The sequence below is a fragment of the Vibrio sp. B1FIG11 genome (assembly GCF_905175335.1).
In the GTDB taxonomy this organism is placed as follows: domain Bacteria; phylum Pseudomonadota; class Gammaproteobacteria; order Enterobacterales; family Vibrionaceae; genus Vibrio; species Vibrio campbellii.
In genome coordinates, this window is the sequence record NZ_HG992752.1 from 564,659 (window position 1) to 588,428 (window position 23,770).

Sequence of the window (23,770 nt, forward strand, 5' to 3'; positions counted from 1 at the left end):
GCCTCTTTTTTTTGCCCTGAACTCGCAACACCCCCTTCTTTTATAAACACTGCAGTAAACGGCGAGGTAGCGCGGTTTTATCCATCCAGTGATTTGGAATCGACATTGGCGTGTCGTAATAACTTGCCCCAAGAATGGCACCGAGTGGAATGGCTCGACCACTTGAATCACCGCCACAGTATATGTTCTCACGCATGGTGGTTTCGTAACTTTCTGAGTTCATCAACAAATGACAAATCACCACAAATGAAGCGTCTAAACCGCAATGCATCCCAACGGACTCCGCAACGCTGGTGGCGGTTCTGCCGCTCATCGCTTCTGCACGTTGAATATCGTTAGCAATATTTGGAGAAACCGTCTGAGCTGCCATTACACACGCTTTGGGCGCGGCGCCTTGCAACGCCATCTGAATCATCACTGCGACAGCTTGGGCGTACATAACTGCGGTGTCGTTGTTATTGGTAACCCGCACGGCGGAATCGACCAGTTTAGCGAGTTTGTCATCATCGGAATGAAAAGCCACCAAAGGCGGAAGCTTAGATAATGCAGGGTTTTGCGTGTCGTCAGCCCCACATTGCGTTAAGCGTAGCTCTTTGGCTTCCAACTCATGAATGTTGAGCAGTGTTTGCTTAGTCGGTTTGTCTGTATAGCCCTGCCATTTACCACCAAAATCAAACCATTCTCGAAAGGAGCGAATGTAACGTGCCTCGTCGTAGTGTCCGGTTTGAACCAGAGCGTCTAACATGGCAACAAGCTGCGCGCCATAGTGGGTGAGGTCACCGACTTGTTTGCTACCGTGGGCAAAATAACCTTTGTCATGGTATTCAGTTCGGTTAGGTTGATGAAATTCCGGATGCGGAGAACCAAACTGCCTGATGAGTTCTTGATCGTAAAGCCAATGAAATCCGAGAGATGCTGCATCACCGACGAGTGCGCCGATAATGGCATGAAGAGAGCGAGCGTTTCTATGAGTCATCTTGCCACCTTTATCAACAGGGCTACTCAATAAGTCTTACACAGTTTCTTGGTTTTTTAGGGAAATGTTTCTGTTTTGGATCAAGACTATAGTGCTTAATTAACCATTGCTTTACTAGGGTTAAAAAGACTAGGGTTAAAAGCAAAACGCCCCGCGAGTGGCGAGGCGTTGGTTTTAGTGGCGTACTATTCACAATAACGATTAGCTGTAAGCGCGCGCAACACGACCTTCACAATCCAAAGTAACCTGTTTTGCGTAAGCCGGAATGAAAACTGATTGTCCTTTTTCAACTACGCATATTTCGCCGTTTGCGTGAGTGAGCACAAGTTTGGTATCCAGAGGCATAATGATCTCAGCGGTTTGAACTTCTAGAGTACGCTGGTGAGCTTGTTTAACGATGGCGAATTTGAAATCGTCGACTGGGATTGGGTATTCCAACATATCGTCGATTTCGTTTGGTGCGAGCAATAGGCTGTCGAACGGCTTCTCGTTGAAGCGTGTACACGCAACAAGCTCTTTCACGTCCATGTATTTTGGTGTCAGACCCGCGCGCAGTACGTTGTCTGAGTTCGCCATGATCTCAAGACCTGTACCTTTCAAGTAAGCGTGTGGCGTTTCTGCATCTAAGAACATGGCATCGCCCGGTTGTAGGGTAATAACATTAAGCATCAGTGGTGCAAACAAACCAATATCGCCAGGGTATTGCTTCTCTAGCTCAAGAATCAGGTTGAACAGAGGTAAGTCGGTGATGCGAGCTTGAGCCAATAGCACCGTCAACGCCATCTCTTTCTGTTCGCCTTCTAGTGACAGTAGGCCCGAGAAGAAGGTTGCCAAGCCCGTTGGTGTTTGGTTTGCGATAAGGTCATCCACCAAGCCTTGCAGCTCAGGAATCGCCAGCTCAGAGAAGAAGCTGATGATTTCACTTGTTGGGCGGAAGCCATTCATCGCTTGGTATTCGGTTAGCGCGTAAACCAACTCAGGTTTGTGGTTTGGATCTTTGTAGTTACGGTTTGCAGCGGTTAGGGGGATGCCTTGTTTTTCTTCCAGTGCAAAGCCTAATTCTGCTTGTTGTTTGTTTGGGTGAACCTGAATCGACAGCGCTTTCTCAGCAGCAAGCACTTTAAATAGGTATGGAAGTTCACCAAAACGGTTTGTGACTTCTTCACTCAGAAAGGCATTCATGTCTTGAGCAATCAGTGAAGAGAGTTTGGTCTCCTCACCGTTTACCATCACCAATGAGCAACCGTTGGGATGCGCACCCATCCATACTTCTGCTTGTGGTTCGCCCGTTGGGTTTTCAATGCCAAACAGTTGGTTAACAGAAGTAATACTGCCCCAAGCGTAGCTTTGAATCACGTTGTTCATCAGGAAAAACATCGGATGCTTAGCTTGAGTTTGAATCGTTTGTGTATCGGACATCGTTAAATCAGACATAGAGTGTCACCATGAGAGAAAATCATGGCTTGGGCGACATTGCCCAAGCCATAGGAGCCATTTGGGGGTAGGGGTGATTAAGCGGCTGCTTGCATCATTTTTGCTTTGCGAACTTTCTTCAGAGTTACACACGTTACTGCGGTAACCACTGCGCCAGCTGCCATACAAATCAGAGCAAGTACTGGGTGATTCATCGCGCCAAGTAGAGCGACAACTGGACCGCCGTGAGCAACACTGTTGGTAATGCCGAATGAGAAGGCCATTACTGCCGCTACCATTGAGCCAAGTACGTTTGCTGGAATCACTGACATTGGATCTTGCGCTGCGAATGGAATCGCACCTTCAGAGATACCAACTAGACCCATTGCGCCTGCTGCTTTGCCCGCTTCGGTTTCTGATTCTTCGAACAGGTCGAACTTACGACCAAGCGCCGTTGCTAGTGCCATGCCTAGAGGTGCAACTGGGATTGCACACGCCATCGCACCCATAAATTGAGTTTGACCGCTTGCAATCATGCCCACAGAGAATAGGAACGCGACCTTGTTGAATGGACCACCCATATCGAAGCCAGCCATACCACCAAGTACGATGCCTAGTAGAACGACGTTACCTGTACTCATGCTTGTTAGTAGCGCAGTCAGACCGTCCATTAGGCTTGCGATTGGCGCGCCGATTACGAAGATGAAAAGACCAGCGATGAATAGCGAACCTGTGATTGGCGCAATCATGATTGGCACTAAAGGTTGAATGAATTTGTGGTAGTTAATCGACGTAATCCACTTCACGAAGTAACCCACAAGCAGACCAGCGATGATGGCACCGATAAAGCCTGTACCAGCGTCTGCGCCGTAGAAAGAACCGTTGTTTGCAATCCAACCACCGATCAAACCAGGAGCTAGAGCAGGGCGGTCAGCAATCGCGTAGGCAATGTAACCGGCTAGGATTGGGATCATCAGCGTAAAGGCAACTACACCAACGTTGAGGATTTGGTTCCACATGCTGCCTTCAGGAATAGCCATGCCCGCTTCACTTGGTTGACCACCGACTGCAAGAGCAAGTGCAATCAAAAGACCACCTGTTACAACGAATGGGATCATGTGTGATACGCCGTTCATCAAGTAGCGGTATAGGTCAGAGCGAGCCTGAGAGGCTTTGTTTGCCACAGACGCTTGTGCATTGCTGCTTGCTTCTGCTTGGTATTCTGGAGCGCTTAACGCTTCGTTAATCAGACCTTGAGCATCGCGGATAGGGGCTTTTACGTTGGTTTTTACCACGCGTTTGCCAGCAAAGCGGTTCATGTCGACTTGCTTGTCACATGCCACGATGATTGCATCTGCACGCTCGATTTCTTCTGCTGTTGGGCTGTTTTTGACACCGATTGAACCATTCGTTTCAACCTTGATTTCGTAACCCATCGCCGCTGCACCTTTCTCAAGCGCTTCTGCCGCTAGGTAAGTGTGCGCAACGCCTGCAGGACAACCAGTAACACCAATGATGAAACCTTGGTTTGCTGGTGCGTCTGCCACTGCTTGCGGCTCTTCTTTAGCAAGCAGCAGTGCCAGTGCGTCTTGGCTGTTTGCTGCACCTAAAAATGCATCAATGAAACCATCTTCAATCAGTTTTGAAGACAGTTCTGCGAGAACTTCGATATGGTGGTTATCGCCACCGTCTGGAGAAGCGATCATGAAGAACAGTTTTGAAGGCAAACCGTCTTCCGCGCCGTATTCGATACCAGATTTGCTTACGCCGATCACAACCGCTGGTTCAATGACTGCTGCACTTTTGGCGTGTGGGATAGCTACGCCATCTTCAAATCCGGTATTACCTAATTCTTCACGTGCTTTTATATCTGCAAGAAATTGCTCTTGGTCTGAAATACGACCTTGGGCGTGTAGAACTGCAACCAGTTCTTTAAATACGTCTTCTTTTGAAGTCGCTTGAAGATCAAGCTTAATCAAGTCTTCATTTATTAGTTTGGTGATCATTGTCGAATCCCTATAAATATAATTTTTATTTCAGGGGTATTTTGAAATTAACCAAGCGGAGACAGTAGTGAAGAAAAAATGCATTTACTGGACGATTGTAACCGCCCGACTAGAGTGTGATGTAGATCGTCTACTGGATAAACTTACTGCATATCTGTGACATTATGTGGAAGTCGATGAACCATAAGTAAAATGTGTTATTGCTCCAATATATAAGGGTTTGAAGGCTTTTTTGATGATTTACTAGACTGGATAATTGATTCGTTAACTGGATTTTTGTAACCTTAAAATGGAAGTGTGATTTTGCTCAATAGCACAAAAGTCCAGTTGGGTGTATATCTATAGATATAGCATCATGGATGCGTGTTTAAGAGTACGTAAAATGATTTTTCATGATTTGATTTCATCAGTATTAAACGAGCGAGAACCATTTCACAATATATGGTTTGCTGGTGATTTTCATACACCACCTGAATTTAGCTATCAGGTTAACTTCCCTCGATTAGAATTGGTCTTATCTGGTGAATATATTAATGAAATGGAAAGTCATGATCGCAAAGTGACGCATATCGTGGCGAAAACCGGTGATGCGATATTTATTCCGCCTAACTGTTGGAATAAACCTGACTGGGATACAGATTGCTCGGTATTAAGTATTCTCTTTGGTCGCCGTCAATTGGGTTTGAGTCTCGTGTCCAAACGTAAAGGGGAAGCGAGCTTTTACGATATCCAAAAACACAGTATTCAAACTCGTTCTGGATTTGCCATTGATAATATCTTGGAAGCGCTGAGTTCATTGGCTCGCGAGTGCAATAAGAAGCCAATGGATGAGTTGTTGCTGCAAGCCTTGTTGCAATACGCTAAATCGATGTTAGATGCACCTATAGAGACGCAGGCGCACAGCCGAGTGCAAGATCTGTATCAGGGTATTTGTATCTACATCCAAGAGAACTTCCACCGTCCAATCACGCGTGACAGTATTGCGTCGAGGTTCAGCATCTCTTCTAACCATTTGTCGCGTTTGTTCCGTCAGCAAGGTCACATGACGTTAGCCGATTACATTACGTGGGTACGGGTAGACCGCGCGAAGTTTATGCTCAAGAAATACAACTTTAAGTTGAATGAGGTATCGGTGCGCTGTGGATTTAAAGATGTGAACTACTTCTGCCGAGTATTTAAGAACCGCACGGGCAGAACGCCGACGGAATATCGCGGTTCAATTTAGAACGGAAACTAAAACGGTAAAGACTAAGCGAGCAGCCTCGACATGGCGTACATCAGAAGCGCCTGTAAGTCGACGCTGCTTTTTGTTAGCAGTAAACGTTCAGCCATTTGGTCGGTCAGCAGGTTACGAGTTAAGTTGGTTGCTGCAATGATGTGCTCGCGCGTGGGCTTCGCTGGCATTACTAGTGCTATAGCAAGATGCACTTCACCCATTTTGGATGCCCAATCCATCGGGATCTCGTTAGCGATAACTGCAACAGAAATGTGGTCTACACCTTCGAACATCACATGGGGCAGGGCAATACCCGGTGTTACTGCGGTTGAGGACCGCTCTTCACGTTTGATAAAGGCGAGAATGAGTTCGTCTGGGTGAAGCGGATGAATAAGCTGTGCTAGCCCTTTCAAGCACTCAAACTTGGTGAGCTCAGTGTGCGCTTTGGCGTAATGCCATTGTATTTCACACGGTGGGCAAATCTGGGGAAGTCGCTCCGCAAGTTGGCTTGAGAACTCGTAATTAATGTGGGAGCCGACAACGGTAAAGTTCTCAGCAATGATGTCTTTGATAACGAAACAGGCAAGCTCGGCATCAATACCGATGGCAGTGATTTGGCACAGGTCGCCTTGCTGCAAGCCGACCTGTAAAACCGCGACTGACTTGGTGAGTTCAGCGATGCGGTTTTGCGTTATGTTAATGATGTGTATAGTGCTTTTGAACTTTTTGGCGACGCGATTGAGGGGCTGCGCTACGTGAGCACTGGCATTAATATCGTCGACAAAAAAGGTGATCTGGTATTCGTTCATCTGCAAAGAGTATCATCGACAGTGTACAAGGAACACCTTATCAACATTGAGTAACACATCTTCAATTGGGATTTGGATTTTGTTAGTGCCTTCAAAGCGGGCTGGTTGTTCAATCTCGATATCGGACACAATTAAGACACGATCCGCTTGTGCAATGTCGTGAGGGGTAAGCTGATTCTCAATACCCATCGCACCTTGCGTTTCGACCTTAATTTGTACGTTATGCTTAGGCGCAGCTTTCATTAGCGCATCTGCCGCCATATAAGTATGAGCGATGCCTGTAGGGCACGCTGTCACCGCTACGATTTTCATGTTCTATCCACTTTATTTTTTTGTGGATTTTAGCATAGTGGTCGTCGGAAGGATGGATTTAAAGCAGATAATCGCAAGAGCTCTATCACAGTTTAAATCTCATGTTACATTAATCCAGTTAATGCACTTTTTGTCCTGTATTGGAAAGGACGAGTGTTGGTTACTCTGTACACAGTCATAGATGGAACAAATAACTCATGACTCACGAGCGTGAACATTGCAAGGTACAAACAATGGACATATTAAACCTTATTGAGCCGGAAACCATTTGCTTGGATTTGCAGGCTCAAACCAAAGATGAAGCGCTCAAAGAGCTCGTCGAATTGTTGGACGCGGCGGGCAAGCTCACTAGCAAAAGTCAGTTCTTGGCGGACATTTGGAAACGAGAAGAGATTGGCAATACCGGCTTTGACGAGGGTATTGCCATTCCTCACGCCAAAAGTAACGCGGTTGCCAAACCCGCAGTCGCAGTGGGCATCAGCCGAAAAGGGATTGATTACGGCGCTGATGACGGCGAACTGTCTGACGTATTTTTTATGCTGGCTTCTCCGGATGGGGATGATCATCACCACATCGAAGTCTTGGCACAAATTTCCACCAAAATCATTGAAGATGGTTTCGTCAATAAGTTAAAAGCGGCGGAGTCGGTGGAGGAAGCGCGCGAGCTACTTACTGATATTCAATCGAACACGAATGACTCTGGTATCGATCCTTTAGAGTTTGCGTCTGAGCCACTCAGCCCTTGGGCGCAGAAGCTCGGCAGAATGAAAGAACACTTGCTGTTTGGCACTTCTCATATGATTCCGTTTATCGTCGCGGGCGGCGTGTTGTTGTCTCTGTCCGTGATGATTTCAGGCCATGGCGGTGTTCCGGAAGAAGGTATTTTGGCAGATATTGCTGAGATGGGTATCGCAGGTTTGACGCTGTTTACCGCGGTGTTAGGCGGTTACATTGCCTATTCGATTGCGGATAAGCCAGGGCTTGCTCCGGGCATGATTGGCTCATGGATTGCGGTTAGTCACTACAACACTGGCTTCTTGGGAGCAATTGTGGTCGGATTTTTCGCCGGCTTTGTGGTTTGGCTACTGAAGAAGATTCAATTGCCGGACAGCATGAGTTCGCTCGGATCTATCTTTATCTACCCACTGGTTGGTACGTTTGTTACTTGTGGCGCAGTGATGTGGGTGATTGGTTCACCGATCGCCAGCGCAATGACGACAATGAACGATGTACTTACAGGTATGGCGGGCTCAGGTAAAGTGATGTTGGGCACCGTACTGGGCGCAATGACCGCGTTTGATATGGGCGGTCCTATCAACAAAGTGGCGACCTTGTTTGCTCAAACTCAGGTGAATACTCAGCCTTGGTTAATGGGTGGTGTCGGTATTGCGATCTGTACCCCGCCTTTAGGTATGGCATTAGCAACTTTTCTATCGCCAAGTAAGTTTAAACGTGATGAACGTGAGGCGGGTAAAGCCGCGGGCATCATGGGCATGATTGGCATCAGTGAAGGGGCGATTCCGTTTGCTGCTGGTGACCCAGCTCGCGTCCTGCCTGCGATTGTTGCTGGGGGCATTGTCGGTAACGTGATTGGATTTATGTTCCATGTGATTAACCATGCTCCGTGGGGCGGCTGGATTGTACTGCCAGTCGTTGACGGCAAGATCGGCTACATTGTCGGCACGATCGCAGGCTCGTTTACCACAGCATTGATTGTTATTGCGCTTAAGAAGACGGTCACAGAAGACGATAGTCCGGTTGGTCAATCTCAAGCTTACACCTCTGTGCAAGGTGAGGGTGAAGCAGACATTCTTGCTGTGACGTCTTGTCCATCAGGTGTGGCGCACACCTTCTTAGCGGCGAAGTCATTAGAAAAAGCTGCCTGTGCGTTAGGCATTAAGATCAAGGTCGAAACACAAGGGGCGAACGGCATCATTAACCGAATCACTGACAAAGATATCGCTAAGGCGAAGTTTGTTATTTTCGCTCACGATGTTGCCATCAAAGAGCCAGAACGATTCAGAAAAATGAAGGTGTTGGATGTCAGCACTAAAGACGCGATGCTCAACGCCGCAGCACTGTTACAGGCGAAAAGAATCCCTTAAGTACATAGCCCCCAAATAAGGCTATCTGCTAGTTAGCTCCATCATTTTTGATGGAGCTTTTTTTTATCCCTGCGAAAAGTGCCGCTATGTTTTTGGTTGGACTGGTTGAGGTAACGGGTGCAATTTTGATGTTAATTGGCTTGTTATCGACGAACAACTTGTTAAGTGCGATAGGAGCAAGTTTTATTGCATTCACCTCCGTTGGTGCGATGTTTTTCCATTTTCGTTTTGATACTTGGAAAGACGCGATTCCGTCAATGGTGACGCTTTTATTATCACTTTTGGTGGCTTCGCCTTTGATTGAGTTTATTGCGCTTATTTAAGACGAAATTATTGCAAGTAATGTTCTGAAATCTTTAGTAACATGTTTCAAATAGTAACTGTTTCAGATAGTAATAGTTTCAAAACGTCACTTATTTCGAATTCAAGGAGGCTTGCAATGGAAAAACTAAGTGTAGCATTTATTGGTCTGGGTGTGATGGGATATCCAATGGCTGGTTACCTAAGTAAAGCGGGCTTTGAAACCAAAGTATACAACCGCACAAAAGCGAAAGCCGACAAATGGGCTGAAGAATACCAAGGCGTAGCTTGTGAAACACCACGTGAAGCAGCAGAAGGCTGTGACATCGTTTTTACCTGTGTGGGTAATGATGATGACGTTCGTAGCGTTGTTTACGGTGAAGAAGGCATTCTGGTCGGCTTGAAAGCGGATGCAGTGTTAGTGGACCACACAACGACTTCTGCAGACCTAGCGGTTGAGCTGGCTGAAGCGTGTGTTAAGTACGGCAATCACTTCATTGATGCGCCAGTTTCTGGTGGTCAAGCGGGTGCAGAAAATGGTGTACTAACCATCATGTGTGGTGGTGAACAAAGCATTTTTGACCGTGTGTCTCCAGCGATGGATGTGTACGCGAAGCAGATGACGCTACTGGGTGAAAACGGTCAGGGCCAACGTTGTAAGATGGTAAACCAAATCTGTATTGGTGGCGTTTTACAAGGTCTGAGTGAAGCTTTGCTGCTGGCACAAAAATCAGGTTTGGACATTGCTCAAGTTGTAGAAACGTTGAAGCATGGCGCTGCAGGTTCATGGCAGATGGAAAACCGCGCAAATACGATGGCGGAAGATAAGTTCGATTTTGGCTTCGCTATTGATTGGATGCGCAAAGACTTGGGTTTCTGTCTGCAAGAAGCAGAGCGAGTGGGTCTAGAGCTTCCACTGACTAAGAAAGTGGATGAGCAATACGCAGACCTTCAACGCGATGGCTTGGGGCGCATGGATACATCAGTACTGATCAAAGCGGTAGCTAAAAATCAGTAGTTGATGAATCAGTAATAGATAAACAGTTCTTTGGTATCAAAGAGCTTAAAGAAATCTAAGTTGATCATAATGAATCTCCTTGAGCATGGTCTGTGACTAGTGATTAAGGATTAGTGATTTGAAATCAGGAGGTGCTGTTGGGCACCTCCTTTTTTATGTCTTTTAATCACACAGTGTGATGATTACAGCGTTTGCTTACTTGTTTAAGCCTAGCGCAACCTCAAGACCTTTGCCGTACGCTTCGTCCGCTTGGTATGCGTGTTGAACGTGGCGTTGTTGGATGAACTCTGGCACACCGTCCATTGCGCGAGCTGTGTTGTCGAACAGAGTTTGACGTTGCTCTTCGCTCATCAGACGGAATAGGTCACCCGCTTGGCTGAAGTAGTCTTCGTCTACACGGTGATCGTAATGATCAGCGTTGCCGTTGATGCGTAGAGGTGGCTCAGAGTAATCTGGTTGCTCTGCCCATTCTTGTTTGTAGTTTGGCTCGTAACCTAGTGTTGAACCAAAGTTGCCATCAACACGCATTGCGCCATCGCGATGGTAGCTGTGAACAGGGCAACGAGGTGCGTTCACAGGGATTTGATGGTGGTTCACACCTAGACGGTAACGCTGAGCATCGCCGTAAGCGAACAGACGACCTTGTAGCATCTTATCTGGTGAGAAGCCGATACCAGGTACTACTGCCGCTGGGTTGAACGCTGATTGCTCAACTTCTGCGTAGAAGTTTTCTGGGTTACGGTTCAGTTCGAACTCACCAACTGGGATCAGTGGGTAATCTTTCTGAGACCATACTTTTGTTAGGTCGAATGGGTTGAAGTTGACTTCATCCGCTTCTAGTTCCGGCATGATCTGTACGTACATCTTCCATTTAGGGAAGTCTTGACGCTCAATCGCTTCGTAAAGATCACGGTGATGGCTTTCGCGGTCTTTACCGACGATTGTTTCTGCTTCTTGGTCAGTTAGGTTTTTGATGCCTTGCTGAGTTTTGAAATGGAATTTCACCCAGTAACGCTCGTTTTCTGCGTTGATAAAGCTGAATGTGTGGCTACCAAAACCATGCATATGACGGTAAGAAGCTGGGATACCACGGTCACTCATTACGATAGTCACTTGGTGGAATGCTTCTGGTAGTGATGTCCAGAAATCCCAGTTGTTGGTAGAGCTACGCATGTTAGTGCGAGGGTCGCGTTTTACTGCGTGGTTTAGGTCTGGGAATTTTAGTGGGTCACGTAGGAAGAATACTGGCGTGTTGTTACCAACCAAGTCCCAGTTACCTTCTTCAGTGTAGAATTTTAGTGCAAAACCACGGATGTCGCGTTCTGCGTCTGCTGCACCGCGCTCACCAGCTACGGTAGTGAATCGAGCGAATAGTTCGGTTTTTTTTACCGATATCAGAGAAGATCTTAGCGCGAGTGTATTTAGTGATGTCGTGAGTTACGGTGAATGTACCGTAAGCGCCAGAACCTTTCGCGTGCATACGACGCTCTGGGATCACTTCGCGGTCAAAGTGTGCCAATTTTTCAAGGAACCAAACGTCTTGTAGTAGTTGAGGGCCACGAGGACCAGCAGTCATAACGTTTTGGTTATGGGCGACAGGGCAACCTGCTGCTGTAGTCAGTTTTTTGCTCATTTGAGTTTCCTTGCAATATAGTGATTATTTATCGACTTTTCGGCAACTGCTCGAAAGTTATGCGAGGAGAATAGCGCTGCAACTGAGAATAAAAAAACTGTTATTAGCAATCAGTGTGATAGGTATCACCTATGCTTTAAGTGGTTGTTAATTAGTGGCTTTGTGTCAATTAACATTATTTGTCGTATGGATTAAATATTACTTCTAACTGTGGTCTGTGTGAATAATTTCTGCCTATTTTAAATTGTTCAAAATAGGCAGAAATTCTCAATGGTTTGAGAAGGCCTCAACTCGATTAACCGAATTTCACCTCAAGTTCTTCTGCTTTAGTAAACGCGGGATGCGTAGCGAGCTGTGCGCCATAACGTTGGATGTTAGGGAAACGCTCAATAACCCCAAACTTGTTTAGGACATCGACGACAAAAGACATCATGAAATCCGCGCCTGTTAGTCGCTCTTCTACAAAGTAGGTTTTCCCTTCTAGGCTTTGATCAACGTAGCCCATGACCTTCATGGTTTCCGCATCGGCGTAGTCCGCAAGGAAATTGGTTTGTGCGCCATCTTTAGCAACAAACATTTTGAGCAGCAGGGGAACCATGGCTGAGCTCTCTGCAAAATGCAGCCATTGAATGTACTGCGTGTAAGCTTTGCTGCCACGCTCTGGTGCAAAACGTCCATCTGCATACTTTTTAATTAAGTATTCAGTGATAGCACCAGACTCTGTAACGATCTCGTCGCCATCTTCCAATACAGGTGACTTGCCGAGTGGGTGAATGCTCTTGAGCTCAGGTGGGGCAAGGAAGGTGACGCTGTCACGAAGGTAAGGCACGATCTCATAATCCACCCCCAATTCTTCTAACAACCAATGATGCGTTTTGAACGAGACTGGTTTAAATGATGCAGTTTAATCATAGAAGAGTCCTTTCTTATAAAGGTTGATTGGTTTGAATAACAAGCTTGCCGAAGTTTTTGCCTTCCAGTAGACCGATGAATGCCTCTGGCGCGTTTTCTAAACCTTCTACTAGATGTTCGCGATAGTGGATTTTGCCTTCTGCTAGCCATTGGCTTACATCTTTGACGAAGTTTGTGTAGCTTTGCTCGTAGTGGTCAAAAATGATGAAGCCTTGCATCTTGATGCGTTTAACCAGAATGTTACCCATCAGCATCGACATACGATCTGGACCTTCTGGTAATGCTGTTGCGTTGTATTGAGAAATCAAACCACAAAGTGGCACGCGAGCGCCGACGTTTAGCAGAGGTAATACCGCGTCAAAGACTTTTCCGCCCACGTTTTCGAAGTAGACATCGATGCCTTTGTCACATGTTGCTGCTAGTTGCTCTGCGAACTCATCTGCAGTGTGATCAAGACATTCATCAAAGCCTAGGGTCTCTTTTGCATACTGGCACTTCTCTGCACCGCCTGCGACACCGATTACGCGACAACCTTTTAGCTTACCGATTTGACCAACCATAGAGCCCACCGCACCAGTTGCTGCTGCGACAACTAGGGTATCGCCAGCTTTAGGCTGACCAATTTCCAATAAACCCACATAAGCGGTAAAGCCAGGCATACCAAGCACACCGAGGGCATAAGACGGATGCGTCGGCTTGCTGCCTAATTTAAACAGACCTTCGCCGTTAGATAGCGCGTAATCTTGCCACCCTGTGTAAGCCACTACCCATTCGCCAGTTTGGAAGTCTGAGTTCTTCGAATCCACCACCTGACAAACGGTTCCGCCAACCATCACATCGTTTAGTTCAACAGGATCTGCGTAGGATTTTCCTTCATTCATACGGCCGCGCATATATGGGTCAAGAGACAGGTATACGCTACGTAAAAGCACTTCACCTTCACTCGGAGTAGGGATGGCAGTTTGCTCTAAACGGAAGTTCTCTGGGACTGGCGAACCTTTTGGACGGTTAGCCAATACGATTTGACGGTTGAGCGTTTGGGTCATGGTAAGTTCCTATATTAATTATTAGACCAGTCGTCTATTTTTGATTCCTAAAAAATCCGCCGTACTTTTTGGGTAAAGATAAGGCGGATTAAGTGTGGTTCGTTATTTGCCTTTTAGCATACTTTGAGTGCTCTCAAAGCTACGCATTAATCCGGAACGATCCTGATACAGTTTGTTGAGTAAGCTTGCGCCAATCCATTGATGGTAAATCAAGTGGGCGGTTTGTTCTGCTGACTCAACTTGGATAGAGCCGTCTTCAATGCCCGCTTGGACACAATCTTCGATGGCTTTCACCACTTGAGTGGCACCCGAAGCCAGTTTTACGCGCATTGCTTCTGAAAGATCAGAGACTTCAGCACTCAACTTCACGACCAAGCATTTGTTGGCGTTACATTGGCCATTTTCAATCGCCATCCAGCGTTCGAAATAGCTCAAAAGGCGGTCGCAACCAGAGCCTTCACTTTCAGTAAAGTGGGCTGTGATCATCTTAAGGTAGCGAGAGAAGTAATCTTCAATCAATGCCTCACCAAATTGCTCTTTCGACTTAAAGTAATGGTAGAAAGAGCCTTTCGGCACATCCGCTGCCTTTAACAGTTCTGAGAGTCCAACGCTCGTAAAACCTTTGGTCACTACCAATTGGTAGCCGACATCGAGAATGTGTTGGCGTGTATCGTTCGTTTTTGCGTTCATGAGCAATACTATAAAAGCGATTAGACCAGTCGTCTAGTAAATTGTGGTTCTTACTTGATCAGTTCGTATTCAATCACATACAGCTCATCGATATTTGGATAGATCTCACGGATAAGCTCTTTCAGTTTTGGCAGTTCAATCGCTTCTTGTTCTGCGTGGAACTCGTTGATGTCATCAAACTTCAGTGGTGCAACTGATAGGATTTTGATGTCACATACTTTGCGGTCTGTTTCTAGGGTGAACACTTCCACTTCGGTGTTTGGCACGTAGTGGCTTTCTGATTCATCACGAATCGTGATCGTCTTTTTACCTGCAGTGATAAGTGGTGTTAGGAATTCAAAGAAGGTGATTTTAGTTGGATGTGCAGACATAACCAATGCTCATATTAATCGAATAGGGCAAGAGTATATCACGCCCGTGTGAAACAGGCGCGTTTACGTCATTTAGAGTGCAGAGTTTGTCGATAAACTTATTGATTAGAAAAGATTTTTATAAACTTGGCAAAAAAATAGCCTGAGATAATACCAATCCAATTTGTACTTAAATCTTCAAAGCTAAAAGAGCGAGAGGGGATAAACAGTTGGCTAAACTCCTCAAGAGAAACGATACATAACAAAACAATCAACAGGCGGATACCAAACATATCTGCTTTCGTTGCTTTCACCCATTTAGGAAAATTAAATACAGCAAGAAAGCCGATTAAAAGACTAAAGGTGAAATGTAACGTACTCGAACCGCCAACATAGTTCTCCATGCTTTGATACACACTATGGTCGATATCGGAACTCTTCCAAAGTGATAAAGAGACAGTAAGCAGAAGTACTAAGATAAAGCTGTATCGAGCAATGGTATTGGTCATATTCACCCCACGGGAAAGAAGCCTAAGTAACGTTTCACAAAATACAATGCTGCAAGGTTTTGAATAGCTAAGCCAACGGCGATCGCCCAAGCCGCACCAAGCACACCGTGTGACTGAGAGAGCACTATCAGCAGCGCAATAGAAATGACACCGGAGACAATAGTGATGTATTTCATTGTTTTCTCATGACCACTCATCAGCAATAGAAAGCCAACCGAACCAGTGGCAACATTAATCAGTTGCCCTAATGACAAAGCAATAAGCAGTGGTGCGGCAGCAATAAACTCTTTGCCAAATAACTGCATAACAAACTCTGGGAACAGTACGCAAATAATCACGGGGATAATTGCAGCAGCGATGTTGGCTCTGCAGGCAAGGCGGCTGAGGTTTCGTAGGCGATCCATTTTTCCTTCTCTATAGAGAGAGGCAAACATTGGAGCAACGACAAAGTTAATTGTGATGAGGACAAAACCGATCAGCAAAGAGGTACGCTGTGCAGCAGCAAGAAGCCCAAGCTCAGAGGTAGAAATAAAAAAGCCTGCGATCACTAAGCTTCCCCATTGGACTAAATTGGTGAAGATACTTCCAATCCAGACTTGTTTAGCTGAATAGCTAAGTTCACTGTTTACCGCGGTTTTCCCATGCTGATATTGACCTGAACGAACCCACTGAAGCGTCGACAATAACGCAATAAGCGCTGCTGCGATTAATAGAAGTGCCATCAAAGTATCGGTCGTTATCGGCAATGTTCGTTTGGCTGCAACAATCAAGACCACCATCAGAAAGCTAACACCGAGTTGCAGAGCGACAAGAGAAGCAATGACTTTCCTGCTGGCTTGTAGTACTCGACTGTTGGTTTGACCGATGACAAGGAGAGGAATAGCCGCAAGAGAAACGGCAAGCGAGAAGGAGGTCACTTGAGTGGTATTGAGTTGTTGTGGAAAAGAGATAAATGCGAGGTAAATTAAAGCACAGACTGCAATGCTAAATAAAAGGCTACGAACTAAGGCGATGCGATAGTTGTTACTTTGCTCCGTTCTGTCTTGGTTTTTAAATGCAATGGCATTGAACTTCACCAGTGAGATATTGAAACCAAGCTGTGCAATAACGGCGATAAGGGAGACAAGGTTGAACAGATAAAAGAATTGTCCAGCTGTCGCTGCATCAGAATACCTTGATACTACAAGCGTCAACAAAAAAGCGAAGAAGGCTGCAAGTGCTTTAACGATCCCCGTAGCAGCGCCAAGTGAGAAGAATTGCTTCTTTTCACTTGGTAGGTTTTGGATTTTTTGGTTGATGGATTGAAGCATGGAACCCTCTAGCTATAAATTTTGTTGAGTGCTAGACGTTGTTTTTCTTCACTAAACGCATCATTGAGCCCAATTGTGTATCGATGGAAGTCGATGTCGTGGTAGTGATTGATACAATGGCTCATTTGTTTGGCCATTTCTTCTGGAGTTGCCGCTAAGAAAGGATAGTTAAGATCCTTCGTGGCACCGATAGAGCGAATAACCATAGGTAAGTGCAACTTTGCGGCTTCCAAAATAGTGAGAGGCATGCCTTCCCAGGCGGCAGTGTGAAGATACAAATCCGCGTCTTTGAGTAGATTCACGACGTCATCGCGAGGAATCATTCCGGTTACCGTAATCCCCTGTGTGCGAAGCTTATTCTCAAGCTCTGCCTCACCACCGCCAATCCAAGTAATGTCAAATTTTCGCGCCAGCTGTGAAGGGTCAATATGATTCAATGTATCCAGTAAAAACTGAGGATCCTTTTGTGGCGCCACGCGGCCAAGTACCACAAGTTTTAGTGTGGTTTGTTGTGAGCTTTGTGGACGCTCTTCGCTGTCATATGTCACGTAATTGTTTAGTAAATCAGCACGTTTAGCGCCGATGCTGATGGCTAAATCACACTCGCGTTGGCTGCAACCTGCGACAACATCAATCCTGCTGATTGCCACTTTTTCTAATGTTTTGTAGACCTGTTTAGCAAAGCCGGAAATGTCTTCACGTTCAAAAGCGTAACAATGAGGCGTATAAACTAAACGTGCTCCACCGAGCTTTAAAAAGCGACCTAAAAAGCCCGCTTTACTCGAGTGTAAATGAACAATATCTGGTTTGAGCTCAGCGATAAATGCGTTGGCGTCTTTCATAAATTGCAGCAGATTGCCTTCAACCCATTTTGCATGGCTAAAAACATGGTTGCTCGATTCATTGGTCATATCGTTTGAGCGCGCGCGTGCGAGCAGTGAATGTTCATAAGGCTCTGAACGTGATGAATGGACGTAGCTGTAAAGTGCCGTTTGAACGCCTCCACCGAAGGCTTCAGTAATATGTAGTACTTTTTTCATCACGATTTCGTACCTGGTGTTTGTTTCCACTTGTCTTTAAATGCCTCGCGTTCCTGTTCTGAGTAAACATGGCGATAGAGGGGCAGGTCGTACATGTAGAAAAGCTTCGAGAAGTCGTAGTGTTCTTTAAAGTACTGATGGATGTTGGAATACCACTTGTTCTTTGCTTCATTACTGTTTTTAAGAACGAAGTCATTAAGTTGAAGAAACTCACCAATCTCTTGATCGAGTGAGCTAAGTTGTTCGCATTTAATTAGGATAACGCTGGTTTGTTCGTTATTGAACGTATAGAAAGGCTGAGTATTATCAACCTCTTGCCTAAGAACATCGATGCCAAAGTTACGCTTAAGTTCATTATCGAACCAGTTAGCGAAGTAATTCAGGTTTATATAGTTATCGAAGCAGTGCTCTAGATGTTTGTAGGTCACATCCATATCACGATGAATAGCATCATTTTTCTTCCCTTCAATAAATTGAAGGTGTAAGTCTTGGAAGAAACGAGAAAACACGGTCGCGATAGGGTCTCGGACTAGTGTGACGATCTTGATATGCTCACGCTTTTGAAGAATGCGCTTACGCTTATTGAGCACCAGGCGATACATGGTGCGGTTCTTAAAATCAAAGAATTTACTCACGTCCTTTTTGTTGTGATACATGTGGAACTCTTCATGATCATCAAAGGTATGGATGTGATAGCTCGGGATCTTTCTTTCGCTAAGAGTGTGTTCAATAGATGACGAGCCCACTTTGCCCATTTGATACACCAAAACAAAATTGTCTGCTTGAAGTTCTCGGTTTTTTTCAAATTGTCGAGAGATTGAATATTTCATTTATCCTATCCTTGATAACTTTAATGTCGTTATTCCGCAGCGTTATTAATTGTGAGTTATTGGCGGAATCGGTAACTCAGATTGATGGTTATGATCAGCTTGTTTTTGATGTTCTGTCTGACGACTATGATGCCGTTTTTTACTGATCATGACGGGTAGTAAAAGTATTAAAATGATGGTGGTATTCACGGCGACGAAAAACACCATGATTAGTGCATAAATGGAGAGTAAGAGACTTTTTTTTATTGTATATCAATGTATTGAAGCAAAATTTCATAAATAGCAAGTAGCCGCCAAACAACAAAGCAATACCAAGTAATCCATATTCGATCGAGGTGTCGAGTATGAAGTTATGGGTATAGATGGCTAACTCATCATAATTGAAATAGTTGATCATATAGTTGGGTAACATCTTAGCGCCAACACCCAAAACTGGATGCTCAAGCAAGATATCGAGACCATTTGCTAGCAGCAATTTACGGTGTAAATTGGAGACCCAACGCGCTTCACTTTGATTAGCGAAAATAATGTCTTCTTGGGTGATTTCCAGCTTATCGGCAAGCTGATCAAAGCCCACGTACAAGGTGGTCGATACGGTTGCTAATACGATCAACCCACCAACAAGCAGCACTGTCCATGTGTAAGTTTCGCTGAGTGTTTGTTGTATAAGGCGCCTCAGAAACAAAGTATCGATAAAGACCAACAAACAAAAGCCAAGCAATGCCTTTCTTTCTTGGGATAAAAGCAGAAGTACGAACGCAAATAGCATTAAGACAGGAAATGCACGAATGCGATCACGGTAGAGGTAGAGTAGGGAACAGAGCACACCAAACGCATATTTGCTCACGCCGAGTAGCTTGAATCCACTTTGATAGCCTTGTGCAAAGTGCCAGACGGCAACAAGACTACATATCACCAGCAGACAATAAGTAAGATAAACCATCACGCGTTCATCGCCGAAGGCTCCATAGGCATACAGCAGGCCGAGTAAACCGAGTATTGCTACCCACTGGACGGTTTCAGTCACTAACGGTAGCAGCGGAACACGATTCAGCATGCCATTGATGAACACATAGCTAGTAAACAGCAGCAAAAAACCAATACAAGGGTGGAACAGCTTATGGGTTTTTCCTTCAAGAATAACCAAGGCGACAAAACCCAGTGACAGTAAGCTCGCGATATCTGACGGTGCGAGAGCAATACCACCAAGTCCTATCTTTATTGGAACAAAAAATAGCGCGAGAGTAATCGCTGCAAACAGCGGTACAAGGTTACTTGCTGGTGCAGAGCTGTTGGTAGAGTCCATAGTACCCGTCTCGGAATTTATCGATGGTGTATAACTTGGCACGATTCACTGCGTATTCACTGGCGCTATCGTAGAGGTCAACGGCATTGCATAGTCGAGATATTTTGTCTGCTAGTTGCTCTGATTCACCGACCGTGAACAAATATTCATGGCTGCCCATCACTTCATCTAACCCCGGCACATCTGAAGAGAGCACAGGTAAGCCTGCCGCCATCGCTTCTACAGCCGCAAGGCCAAAACCTTCAACATGGGATGATTGAACATACACGTCCATGCCAGACAAAAAAGCGGGGATATCGGATACCACACCGTGGAAATGAACACGATCGGTAATATTCAGGCTCTGAGTGAGAGATTCGAGTTCACCGCGTTTCGCTCCGTCTCCAGCTAAGTGGAGATGATAATTGGTAGGAAGAAGGGCAATCGAGTGGATTAGCGTCTCATGATCTTTATGTTCATGAAGTCGCCCGACCATACCGATATTGATGGCTGATTTCTCCCTTAAGAGGCTTCCAGACTTAGCCACAAGAGGGAAGTGAGCGAGATCGACCCCATTATGGACAACACGATATTTATGCTCAAAACGAGGCATGAACTTTACCAGTTCTTCTTGGACTTTTTCACTGATGCTGACCGTCAGATCGTGCCCACGATAAAGTAGGTATTCCATAAATTTAAATAACGGGTAGTCACGACGGCGGTTGTATGAACAGTGCTCGGTTTGAATGCGCTTTTTACCAACGGCAAGCAATGCCAGATAGATAGATGGGTACAAGTGCCCATGCACGAGATCTGGCCAGCGTAGTAAAGACCATTTCTCTTTAATCGTCAGGGCCTGCCAATTAAAGCACTCGATGCCATGAGAGGTGAGCTGCGCCAAATAATCGTTGTCATCGCAAAGTACGAGGACTTTGATTTCATACTCCGGTGAGTGTTCCATCACCAAGTCGACGAGAAACTTCTGTGCGCCACCGTTCTTTGATAGATCATTGATGATATGCAGTATTTTCTTCTTCATGACTCAGTCGCTAGATACTTTTGTTTGAACTTTTCGATTTCAGGCTCAGCAAAGAAATGCTTGGTCAGCTTTGATGACAGCATCTCTTCGACAAACTCAGGCTTTGGCTGGTATGAATGTTTAAACTCTTTGATCAGAGGGGAATACCACTTGTTGTCGGCTTGGTTGTCGTGAACAACAGCCACCTCTTGTTGTAGAAATTCACTAATGGCTTGTTGTGATTGGTCGAGTTTGTCGATACGAATAACCATGAGTGAAAAGTTGTGGTTTTGGTATGTTTGGTGACCCACTGCTTGATCAAAGGGCTGAGCAAAAACATCAATGCCTGTCAGTGCTTTGATTTCATTATCAAACCACTCTAATGGGTATTGATGGTTCACATGTTCTTCAAACGCTTCATGGAGCAATTGAGGACGCTCTGAACGTACCGCGCTGCCGTCTTTTAGATACTTATCCGCCATCCAAAATGGCAGTGACTGAAAGAACATAGAGATGTTTCTACCTACTGGCTCGCGCACCAAAGAGATAATACGAACCTGTTGCTTACGTTTAAGCATGTGGCACATGATGGTTCGTTTGAGTAAACGTTTTATCTGATTCGTAACGGGTTTGTGCAGTTGAGCACGAACGGGTGAAATCTGTTTACTCGCTTGTATCGACATCAGGTCATGTAAGTGAATCGAATTCGGAATGGATTTTTCCAATGCACTCGATCCCACTTTACCCATTTGGTAGATGAGGACGGGGCGCTCTTGGCTCTTTAGTAACTGATACCACTGCATGCTTTGATTAGTAGGCGTACTTTTGGACATAAAGTGTTTCTCCTTCCTTAGATTTTGCCTGAGTGATAAGCACACCAAGAGATGGTATTGAATGTTGAATTTGCTTGGATAACGCTACGTTAACCAGTGAAGCTTTAGTTGACTCGGAGCGAATAACAGTAATCAACCCATTGGCTTTTTGACCAAGAATAAGAGCATCACTCACTGAAAGCAGAGGAGGGGTGTCAATGATGATTCGGTCATACTTACTCTTTAGGTACTCAAGGAGTTTTTCAAAACGGTCAGATGCCAATAGTTCCTGTGGATTTGGTGGAATAATACCGGCAGGCAACACATCTAAGTTCGCCTCTTCATTTCTAATGATGCATTCGCTCAAAGGCGTATCCATCGTAAGTATGTTGGTTAAACCTGGGCTTGATTCTGGAAGATTAAAGCGTTTTGCTAGTGAGGGTCTTCGCAGGTCGCAGTCAATCAGCAGTACCTTTTCCATGGTTGAGAACGAGACAGCCATATTAATACTGGTTGATGTCTTTCCTTCCTCAGGAATGGCAGAAGTAAATGGCAAGATTTTCTGCTTAGAGTTCGTTAGTCTCAGCAATAACGAGGTTCGGACGGAGCGGCACGCTTCGCTGAACAGCTTTTCGTCTTGGTCCAAATAAGCTGAGTAGGTAACGCCTTTTTGGCGAAGAGCCCGCTTTTTCACTTTCGGAATCGTACCTAAGCAGGTGACTCCAAGCTTGTCTTGAACATCAGAAGAGGTACGAATGACTTCGCGCAGTGTCTCAAGGATGATCACAAGGGCACAAGCGATAGCAAAGCCAAAGAAGGTAGCTATCAGCACGAGTTTCATTCGCTGAGGTGCGATTGGGAACAGAGGCACGATCGCAGGATCAGTAAATCGAGCGGTGACATTCTTATAATCGCTGGTGGCATTGGTTTCTTTTTCGCGATTCAAGAACGCTTCGTAGAGATCCTTGTTCGATTCAACCTCACGCTTAAGTTGTTCGTATCGTGCCTTTTGCGATCCTAGCATTTGGAAATCAGATTTTTTGTTATCCAGCTCAGCACGAAGCATGTCTTCTTGCGCTTTTGCGGCAAGTAAGTCTTGCTGTTTACTGAACGAAATTTCTCGAATCAATTGTTCAGTTCGTGCTTGTATAGACGCTAATTGCGCCTTGGCTTGAATCATACGATCATGTTTAGGGCCGTAGCGTTGAGACAGCTCCGAGACATTTTTAGCGGCTTGGGCTTCCGACATCTTCAAATCACGAATTTGAGCTTGGTTTGCAAACTCATCAATCGATAGCAAGCTGTCGATGTTTTGTGTCGATTTACGCTTGAGCAGTTGAATTAATGTTTGTGCTTCAATGCGGTTGTTTACAGCGGCGTTGAGTTTACGGTTTAGTTCTTCAAGCTCATTGGCATAGATGTCATCGATACCATTGATATCGATTAAACCTTCTTGCATTAAGAAATCTTGTAGTGCTTGTTCTGATGTTCTTAAGCGCTCTTCTAGTTTTTGCGAGTTATTGGTGAGCCATGTTGCTGCATTTTGTGTCACAACCAATTTCGCTTCAAAGTTAGCATCGATATACGCTTGGCCTACTGCGTTCGCGATGGTGGTCGCCAGTTGGGGATCGGTAGAGCGAAAACGAATTTTTACCAACTGTGTATTACGGACCGGTTCAATATCCAGCTTTCTCTTGAATGTTTGAAGTGCTTGATAATACGGCTTGGTATGTTGTGAGGTTTCTTTTGGATTCGGTGCGACATGCAATAAATCTTGAACGAAAGGAATCGCTTTAATTTCATCGATTTTTTGCTTAATACCGCTTGAGCTAGTGAACTCTGGATGGTTAACCAGATTCAATTTGGTGATCACTTTATCTGCGATATGGTTTGACTTAAGAATCGCGATTTGAGTTTGAAAGTACTCTTTTTTTCGTGGTGTCGACACCGTAAACTTCCTCAATCGAAAGTGCACTTTTTGCTCTTCTTGGATGAGAAGGGTGGCAGTGGCTTGGTAGACTGATTTTTTCGAGTAGATATACCAAGTACACGTAAGTGAGAAGATGATGGTGAATGCTAAGATACTCAGCCAGTTCTTCTTAAGGGTTCTAAAATGATGCCCAAAACGAATCAGTGGGACTTGATTCGTAGGGGCTTGAGTAGAATGAGTTCCGTTCATT

Annotated in this window: 18 protein-coding genes and 4 pseudogenes; 4 read left to right on the plus strand and 18 right to left on the minus strand. The window is 45.3% G+C overall.

Features of this window, described 5'->3' with window-relative positions; translation table 11 throughout:
• Positions 1-40 precede the first annotated feature (40 nt).
• The 3 genes from KHO06_RS19315 to KHO06_RS19325 all read right to left on the minus strand — a co-directional run bounded on the left by KHO06_RS19315 (position 41) and on the right by KHO06_RS19325 (position 4,395).
• Positions 41-976 carry an ADP-ribosylglycohydrolase family protein gene (locus KHO06_RS19315; RefSeq protein WP_212583170.1) on the minus strand — a complete coding sequence of 312 codons (936 nt, stop codon included), beginning with the start codon at positions 974-976 and terminating at the stop codon, positions 41-43.
• Positions 977-1,177: 201 nt separating this feature from the next.
• Positions 1,178-2,410 carry a mannose-6-phosphate isomerase, class I gene (gene manA / locus KHO06_RS19320; RefSeq protein WP_212583171.1) on the minus strand — a complete coding sequence of 411 codons (1,233 nt, stop codon included), beginning with the start codon at positions 2,408-2,410 and terminating at the stop codon, positions 1,178-1,180.
• A 77-nt stretch (positions 2,411-2,487) separates the two neighbouring features.
• On the minus strand, positions 2,488-4,395 hold the full coding sequence (locus KHO06_RS19325; protein WP_212583172.1) for a fructose-specific PTS transporter subunit EIIC: 1,908 nt from the start codon (positions 4,393-4,395) through the stop codon (positions 2,488-2,490).
• Between the two features lie 382 nt (positions 4,396-4,777).
• Here KHO06_RS19325 and KHO06_RS19330 point away from each other — a divergent pair, with 382 nt between their 5' ends.
• Positions 4,778-5,620 carry an AraC family transcriptional regulator gene (locus tag KHO06_RS19330; RefSeq protein ID WP_005451367.1) on the plus strand — a complete coding sequence of 281 codons (843 nt, stop codon included), beginning with the start codon at positions 4,778-4,780 and terminating at the stop codon, positions 5,618-5,620.
• A 23-nt stretch (positions 5,621-5,643) separates the two neighbouring features.
• Here KHO06_RS19330 and KHO06_RS19335 read toward each other — a convergent pair whose 3' ends face one another.
• Positions 5,644-6,420, minus strand: coding sequence for a PTS sugar transporter subunit IIA (locus tag KHO06_RS19335; RefSeq protein WP_103413955.1), 777 nt, complete (start codon positions 6,418-6,420; stop codon positions 5,644-5,646).
• Between the two features lie 12 nt (positions 6,421-6,432).
• Complete coding sequence (locus tag KHO06_RS19340; protein WP_005432059.1) at positions 6,433-6,732, minus strand: PTS fructose transporter subunit IIB; 300 nt, start codon at positions 6,730-6,732, stop codon at positions 6,433-6,435.
• Between the two features lie 233 nt (positions 6,733-6,965).
• Between KHO06_RS19340 and KHO06_RS19345 the strand changes: the two genes are divergently transcribed.
• The 3 genes and pseudogenes from KHO06_RS19345 to KHO06_RS19355 all read left to right on the plus strand — a co-directional run bounded on the left by KHO06_RS19345 (position 6,966) and on the right by KHO06_RS19355 (position 10,155).
• Complete coding sequence (locus tag KHO06_RS19345; RefSeq protein ID WP_171357806.1) at positions 6,966-8,837, plus strand: fructose-specific PTS transporter subunit EIIC; 1,872 nt, start codon at positions 6,966-6,968, stop codon at positions 8,835-8,837.
• Positions 8,838-8,917: 80 nt separating this feature from the next.
• Positions 8,918-9,160, plus strand: a pseudogene (locus KHO06_RS19350) (DoxX family protein); the annotation flags it as partial.
• 116 nt (positions 9,161-9,276) lie between these two features.
• The gene (locus KHO06_RS19355) at positions 9,277-10,155 is read left to right on the plus strand and encodes an NAD(P)-dependent oxidoreductase (protein WP_050936115.1); all 879 of its coding nucleotides are present in this window, start codon (positions 9,277-9,279) and stop codon (positions 10,153-10,155) included.
• A gap of 195 nt (positions 10,156-10,350) precedes the next feature.
• Here KHO06_RS19355 and KHO06_RS19360 read toward each other — a convergent pair.
• The 13 genes and pseudogenes from KHO06_RS19360 to KHO06_RS19420 all read right to left on the minus strand — a co-directional run bounded on the left by KHO06_RS19360 (position 10,351) and on the right by KHO06_RS19420 (position 23,769).
• Positions 10,351-11,788: pseudogene (locus tag KHO06_RS19360) on the minus strand (catalase).
• 295 nt (positions 11,789-12,083) lie between these two features.
• Positions 12,084-12,700 (minus strand): annotated as a pseudogene (locus tag KHO06_RS19365) (glutathione S-transferase family protein).
• A 14-nt stretch (positions 12,701-12,714) separates the two neighbouring features.
• A complete protein-coding gene (locus KHO06_RS19370) occupies positions 12,715-13,746 on the minus strand; it encodes an NADP-dependent oxidoreductase (RefSeq protein ID WP_212583173.1) in 1,032 nt (343 codons plus the stop codon).
• Positions 13,747-13,848: 102 nt separating this feature from the next.
• The gene (locus tag KHO06_RS19375) at positions 13,849-14,436 is read right to left on the minus strand and encodes a TetR/AcrR family transcriptional regulator (RefSeq protein WP_045417243.1); all 588 of its coding nucleotides are present in this window, start codon (positions 14,434-14,436) and stop codon (positions 13,849-13,851) included.
• Positions 14,437-14,486: 50 nt separating this feature from the next.
• The gene (gene yqfB, locus KHO06_RS19380; RefSeq protein ID WP_212583174.1) at positions 14,487-14,807 is read right to left on the minus strand and encodes a N(4)-acetylcytidine aminohydrolase; all 321 of its coding nucleotides are present in this window, start codon (positions 14,805-14,807) and stop codon (positions 14,487-14,489) included.
• Positions 14,808-14,905: 98 nt separating this feature from the next.
• On the minus strand, positions 14,906-15,295 hold the full coding sequence (locus KHO06_RS19385; RefSeq protein WP_005432044.1) for a VanZ family protein: 390 nt from the start codon (positions 15,293-15,295) through the stop codon (positions 14,906-14,908).
• Positions 15,296-15,297: 2 nt separating this feature from the next.
• Positions 15,298-16,605, minus strand: a complete 1,308-nt coding sequence (locus KHO06_RS19390) for an oligosaccharide flippase family protein (RefSeq protein ID WP_212583175.1) — start codon at positions 16,603-16,605, stop codon at positions 15,298-15,300.
• Between the two features lie 8 nt (positions 16,606-16,613).
• A complete protein-coding gene (locus tag KHO06_RS19395; protein ID WP_212583176.1) occupies positions 16,614-17,645 on the minus strand; it encodes a glycosyltransferase in 1,032 nt (343 codons plus the stop codon).
• Complete coding sequence (locus KHO06_RS19400) at positions 17,645-18,475, minus strand: putative capsular polysaccharide synthesis family protein (protein WP_212583177.1); 831 nt, start codon at positions 18,473-18,475, stop codon at positions 17,645-17,647. Before KHO06_RS19400 ends, KHO06_RS19395 begins: the two co-directional genes overlap by 1 nt.
• Positions 18,476-18,520: 45 nt before the next feature.
• A pseudogene (locus KHO06_RS19405) lies at positions 18,521-19,781 on the minus strand (O-antigen ligase family protein).
• Positions 19,747-20,799: a glycosyltransferase gene (locus KHO06_RS19410; protein ID WP_212583178.1), complete on the minus strand. Its 1,053-nt coding sequence runs from the start codon at positions 20,797-20,799 to the stop codon at positions 19,747-19,749. Before KHO06_RS19410 ends, KHO06_RS19405 begins: the two are co-directional and overlap by 35 nt.
• A complete protein-coding gene (locus tag KHO06_RS19415; RefSeq protein WP_212583179.1) occupies positions 20,796-21,611 on the minus strand; it encodes a putative capsular polysaccharide synthesis family protein in 816 nt (271 codons plus the stop codon). The genes KHO06_RS19410 and KHO06_RS19415 overlap by 4 nt, the downstream gene beginning before the upstream one ends.
• Positions 21,589-23,769: a polysaccharide biosynthesis tyrosine autokinase gene (locus KHO06_RS19420; protein WP_244858448.1), complete on the minus strand. Its 2,181-nt coding sequence runs from the start codon at positions 23,767-23,769 to the stop codon at positions 21,589-21,591. The genes KHO06_RS19415 and KHO06_RS19420 overlap by 23 nt, the downstream gene beginning before the upstream one ends.
• Between the last annotated feature and the right edge of the window lies 1 nt (position 23,770).

Coding starts and splice junctions, on each gene's coding strand:
- KHO06_RS19335 (WP_103413955.1), bottom strand. CDS start 6,420: ATGAACGAATACCAGATCACCTTTTTTGTCGACGATATTAATGCCAGT.
- KHO06_RS19340 (WP_005432059.1), bottom strand. CDS start 6,732: ATGAAAATCGTAGCGGTGACAGCGTGCCCTACAGGCATCGCTCATACT.
- KHO06_RS19410 (WP_212583178.1), bottom strand. CDS start 20,799: ATGAAGAAGAAAATACTGCATATCATCAATGATCTATCAAAGAACGGT.
- KHO06_RS19385 (WP_005432044.1), bottom strand. CDS start 15,295: ATGACCAATACCATTGCTCGATACAGCTTTATCTTAGTACTTCTGCTT.
- KHO06_RS19315 (WP_212583170.1), bottom strand. CDS start 976: ATGACTCATAGAAACGCTCGCTCTCTTCATGCCATTATCGGCGCACTC.
- KHO06_RS19415 (WP_212583179.1), bottom strand. CDS start 21,611: ATGTCCAAAAGTACGCCTACTAATCAAAGCATGCAGTGGTATCAGTTA.
- yqfB (WP_212583174.1), bottom strand. CDS start 14,807: ATGTCTGCACATCCAACTAAAATCACCTTCTTTGAATTCCTAACACCA.
- KHO06_RS19390 (WP_212583175.1), bottom strand. CDS start 16,605: ATGCTTCAATCCATCAACCAAAAAATCCAAAACCTACCAAGTGAAAAG.
- KHO06_RS19375 (WP_045417243.1), bottom strand. CDS start 14,436: ATGAACGCAAAAACGAACGATACACGCCAACACATTCTCGATGTCGGC.
- manA (WP_212583171.1), bottom strand. CDS start 2,410: ATGTCTGATTTAACGATGTCCGATACACAAACGATTCAAACTCAAGCT.
- KHO06_RS19325 (WP_212583172.1), bottom strand. CDS start 4,395: ATGATCACCAAACTAATAAATGAAGACTTGATTAAGCTTGATCTTCAA.
- KHO06_RS19420 (WP_244858448.1), bottom strand. CDS start 23,769: ATGAACGGAACTCATTCTACTCAAGCCCCTACGAATCAAGTCCCACTG.
- KHO06_RS19355 (WP_050936115.1), top strand. CDS start 9,277: ATGGAAAAACTAAGTGTAGCATTTATTGGTCTGGGTGTGATGGGATAT.
- KHO06_RS19345 (WP_171357806.1), top strand. CDS start 6,966: ATGGACATATTAAACCTTATTGAGCCGGAAACCATTTGCTTGGATTTG.
- KHO06_RS19330 (WP_005451367.1), top strand. CDS start 4,778: ATGATTTTTCATGATTTGATTTCATCAGTATTAAACGAGCGAGAACCA.
- KHO06_RS19370 (WP_212583173.1), bottom strand. CDS start 13,746: ATGACCCAAACGCTCAACCGTCAAATCGTATTGGCTAACCGTCCAAAA.
- KHO06_RS19395 (WP_212583176.1), bottom strand. CDS start 17,645: ATGAAAAAAGTACTACATATTACTGAAGCCTTCGGTGGAGGCGTTCAA.
- KHO06_RS19400 (WP_212583177.1), bottom strand. CDS start 18,475: ATGAAATATTCAATCTCTCGACAATTTGAAAAAAACCGAGAACTTCAA.